This window comes from Microbacterium sp., from assembly GCF_041909575.1.
In the GTDB taxonomy this organism is placed as follows: domain Bacteria; phylum Actinomycetota; class Actinomycetes; order Actinomycetales; family Microbacteriaceae; genus Microbacterium.
This window is the reverse complement of sequence record NZ_JAYRDE010000159.1, coordinates 1-4,624: the sequence shown is the minus strand read 5'-3', so window position 1 is coordinate 4,624 and position 4,624 is coordinate 1. Positions and strand designations below refer to the sequence as shown.

The following is a 4,624-nucleotide window of genomic DNA, read 5'->3' as shown; positions in this document are numbered from 1 at the left end:
CGAACCGCTCGGCCTGGTCGCGGAGGGCGGTCTCGCCGTGCGAGGCGACGTCGGCGACGATGCGCGCCGCGGTCGTCAGCGCCTCCTCACGGGCGGCGGTGGCCCGGGGAACGGTCGCGAGCAGTTCGGCGGGTGTGAGCGCGCGTCCGCGCAGATCGATCGTGCGGAGCATCCTTCTACGCTAGCGCGGAGCCGGGCGCCGCTAGCCGCGTGTGACGTCGGAGATGTCGTGCAGGTAGCCGATCCGCCCGTCCTCGTGGCGCACCACGAACGCCTCGCCGCGATCCTCGATCACGAGCGCCCACGCGGTCGGCCCGATGCGGAACACCGGGATGCCGATCTCGTCGACGACGTCGCGCTCTTCCGGGACCAGGGCCCAGAACGCCTGGTGACGCGCGGGCTCGACCGCCGGCTCGACCGTCGAGGAGGGCTCCTCGACGCTCTCGAACGTGTCGCGGGACTGGGCAGGCGCGAACGAGCGCGTCTCGATGGTCGGCTCGACGGCCGCGGGAGCCTCGATCGGGCCCGTGTAGGGCGCGGGACCCGCTGTGCCGGCCGCGTAGGCGCTGAAGTCCGGAGCGTCGGCCTCGGACGCGCGCGGCGCGCGGGCGGGGCGCGGCGAGACGGGGCGGATGGGGCGGGCGCTGCGGTGTGCGGGCACCTCGGGGCGACCGCGGAAGTCGTCGCGGAGCACCGGGATCAGCGGCGCGAACACGGTCAGCACCACGCCGGCGAGCATCAGCACGCCCTCGACCCAGATGACCCACGAGCGCGCCCACGCGCCCGTCTCGACGGCGAACTCGACGGTCTCCCAGATGAGCTGCAGCCACACGACGGCCGAGACCGAGAACGCCACCGATGCGAACTGGTCGATGCCGAGCGAACCGACGCGCCGGATGCCCTCGGGCGAGAGGCGCCGCAGCACGATGAGGAACACGGCGACCGTCGGGACGGCGATCGCGAGGATCCAGAGGATGGCCGACGTCCAGACCGACTCGAAGCGGCCGACGTTGATCGAGAAGAACGAGACGACGAAGGCGACGAGCCAGACGCCGACGAGGGCGACCTCGCGGATCGAGAACGGCCCCACGCCGTACTGCGCGGCCTCATCGGCGTCCGCGGCACCTTCCTCGACGTCGAAATCCTGGTCCAGCTGGTCGTCCGTCACGATGTTCCCTTCCGGCCGCGGTCGGCGGCGTGCGTCGTTTTCATGCTACTCACGCCTCATGAGACGGGCATGAGATGCGCTGGGTCAGCCGAGGCACTGCGGCCCGAGGAGGCCCTTGAGCTCGCCGTACAGATCGGCGGTCAGCCGCACCTGGTGCGGAACCTCGAACACCTTCGCGACGGAGCCCGAATGGAGCTTCACGGTGACCTCGGTGTCGCCCCGGTGCCGGTCGAGCATCTGCCGCAGCTCTCCCACGATGGCCTCGTTGGCGCGGCGCTCGGGGATGACGAGCACGAGCGGGCCCGAGGCATCCATCGTCCCGAGATCCGGCGCGAAGGCGGACTGCGCGTGCAGGTTGAGTCCGTCGTCACGGCGCGACACGCGTCCGCGCACCACGAGGATCGAGTCGGCGACAAGCATGGCGGCGAACTCCGTGTAGGTCTTGCCCATGAACATCACCGTGACCTCGCCGTTGAAGTCCTCGACGGTGATCATGCCGTACGGATTTCCGCTGGCCTTGGCCACGCGATGCTGCACGCTGGTGACGAGCCCCGCGACGGTGACCTGGTCGCCGTCGTTCACGTCCTCCGACGAGAGCAGGTCGTGGATGCTCGTGGACGCGTGCTTGGCGAGCGGGATCTCCAGCCCGGCGAGCGGGTGATCGGACACGTAGAGGCCGAGCATCTCGCGCTCGAAGGCCAGCTTGTCCTTCTTGGCGAACTCCGGACGAGGCGGCACCTTGGGCGGCACGACTTCCTCCGCCTGGTCGTAGAGGCTGTCGAAGTCGAATCCGATCGCCCCCTGTGCCTCGTTGCGCTTGCGGTCGACGGCCGCCTCGGTCGCGTCCTCGTGGATCTCGAGAAGGGCTCGCCGGGTGTCGCCCATCGAGTCGAATGCGCCTGCCTTGATGAGGGACTCGATCGTGCGCTTGTTCGCGACATGGACTGGCACCTTGGTGAGGAAGTCGTGGAACGAGGCGAAGGTGTCGTCCTTGCGCGCCGCGACGATGCCGTCCACGACGTTCGCGCCGACGTTGCGGACGGCGCCGAGGCCGAAGCGGATGTCTTCGCCGACGGCGGCGAAGTAGCGGATGGACTCGCTCACGTCGGGCGGGAGCACCTTGATCCCCATGCGCCGGCACTCGTTCAGGTACACCGCCATCTTGTCTTTCGAGTCGCCGACGCTCGTCAGGAGCGCCGCCATGTACTCGGCGGGATAGTGCGCCTTGAGGTAGGCAGTCCAGTACGAGACCAGCCCGTAGGCGGCGGAGTGCGCTTTGTTGAACGCGTAGTCCGAGAAGGGCAGCAGGATGTCCCACAGCGCGGTGATCGCGGCCTCGCCGTAGCCGCGCTCCTTCATCCCGTTCGAGAAGCCCTCGTACTGCTTGTCGAGCTCGGACTTCTTCTTCTTGCCCATCGCTCGGCGCAGGATGTCGGCCTGTCCGAGCGAGAAGCCGGCGACCTTCTGCGCGATCGCCATGACCTGCTCCTGATAGATGATCAGGCCGTAGCTGATGTCGAGGATCTCCCTGAGCGGCTCTTCCAGCTCGGGGTGGATCGGGGTGACGTCCTGCTGGCCGTTCTTGCGCAGCGCGTAGTTGATGTGCGAGTTCGCGCCCATGGGTCCGGGGCGGTACAGCGCGATGACGGCGGAGACGTCTTCGAAGTTGTCGGGCTTCATCAAGCGCAGGAGCGAGCGCATCGGCCCGCCGTCGAGCTGGAACACGCCGAGCGTGTCGCCGCGCGTGAGCAGGTCGTATGCCGCGCGGTCGTCGAGCGCGAGGTGCTCGAGGTCGAGCTCCTCACCCCGGTTGAGGCGGATGTTGTCGAGGGCGTCGGAGATGATCGTGAGGTTGCGCAGCCCCAGGAAGTCCATCTTGATCAGGCCGAGCGCCTCGCACGACGGGTAGTCGAACTGCGTGACGATCTGGCCGTCCTGCTCGCGGCGCATGATCGGGATGATGTCGAGCAGCGGTTCGCTCGACATGATGACGCCGGCGGCGTGCACGCCCCACTGGCGCTTGAGGCCCTCGAGGCCGAGCGCGCGATCGAAGACCGTCTTGGCTTCGGGATCGGTCTCGATGAGCGCCCGGAACTCGGACGCCTCCTTGAACCGCGGATGCTGGGAGTCGAACATCCCGCCCAGCTCCATGTCCTTCCCCATCACCGCCGGCGGCATCGCCTTGGTGAGCTTCTCGCCCATGCTGAAGGGGAAGCCGAGGACGCGCCCCGCATCCTTGAGCGCCTGCTTCGACTTGATCGTGCCGTAGGTGACGATCTGCGCCACGCGCTCGGAGCCGTACTTCGCGGTGACGTAGTCGATCACCTCGCCGCGGCGACGGTCGTCGAAGTCGACGTCGAAGTCGGGCATCGAGACGCGGTCGGGGTTGAGGAAGCGCTCGAAGATGAGGCCGTGCTCGAGCGGATCGAGGTCGGTGATGCGCATCGCGTACGCGACCATCGACCCCGCGCCGGACCCGCGGCCGGGACCGACGCGGATGCCGTTGTCCTTCGCCCAGTTGATGAAGTCGGCGACCACGAGGAAGTAGCCGGGGAATCCCATCTGCAGGATGATGCCGGTTTCGTACTCGGCCTGCTTGCGCACCCGGTCGGGGATGCCGTCCGGGTAGCGGTAGTGCAGCCCCGCCTCGACCTCCTTGATGAGCCAGCTGTCCTCGGTCTCGCCGTCGGGCACGGGGAAGCGCGGCATGTAGTTCGCGCTGGTGTTGAACTCGACCTCGCACCGCTCGGCGATCAGCAGCGTGTTGTCGCACGCCTCGGGGTGGTCGCGGAAGATCTGGCGCATCTCCTGCGCGGTCTTGATGTAGTACCCGTCGCCGTCGAACTTGAACCGGTTCGGATCGTCGAGGGTCGAGCCGGACTGCACGCACAGCAGCGCCGCGTGGGCGTCGGCCTCGTGCTGATGCGTGTAGTGCGAGTCGTTGGTCGCGACCAGCGGGATGCCGAGATCCTTGGAGATGCGGATGAGATCGGTCATGACGCGGCGCTCGATCGACAGCCCGTGATCCATGATCTCGGCGAAGTAGTTCTCCTTGCCGAAGATGTCCTGGAACTCGGCGGCGGCCGCTCGCGCGGCGTCGTACTGCCCGAGTCGCAGGCGGGTCTGCACCTCGCCGGACGGGCATCCCGTCGTGGCGATGAGGCCCTTGCCGTAGGTCTCGAGCAGCTCGCGGTCCATGCGCGGCTTGAAGTAGTAGCCCTCCATGCTCGACAGCGAGCTGAGCCGGAAGAGGTTGTGCATGCCCTCCGTGCTCTGACTCCACATCGTGGTGTGGGTGTAGGCGCCCGACCCGGAGACGTCGTCGCTGCGCTGCTCGGGCGTGCCCCACTGCACCCTCGACTTGTCGCTGCGATGCGTGCCGGGGGTCACATACGCCTCGAGCCCGATGATGGGCTTGACCCCGGCCGCCTTGGCCGCGTTGTAGAACTCGAACGC

Annotated in this window: 2 protein-coding genes; both read right to left on the bottom strand. The window is 68.0% G+C overall.

What is annotated here, in order from left to right; genetic code table 11:
- Positions 1 to 202 precede the first annotated feature (202 nt).
- A complete protein-coding gene (locus ACE3O1_RS14865) occupies positions 203 to 1,168 on the bottom strand; it encodes a hypothetical protein (RefSeq protein WP_374316369.1) in 966 nt (321 codons plus the stop codon).
- 84 nt (positions 1,169 to 1,252) lie between these two features.
- A partial coding sequence (gene dnaE, locus ACE3O1_RS14860; protein WP_374316367.1) for a DNA polymerase III subunit alpha occupies positions 1,253 to 4,624 on the bottom strand: 3,372 nt, incomplete at its 5' end.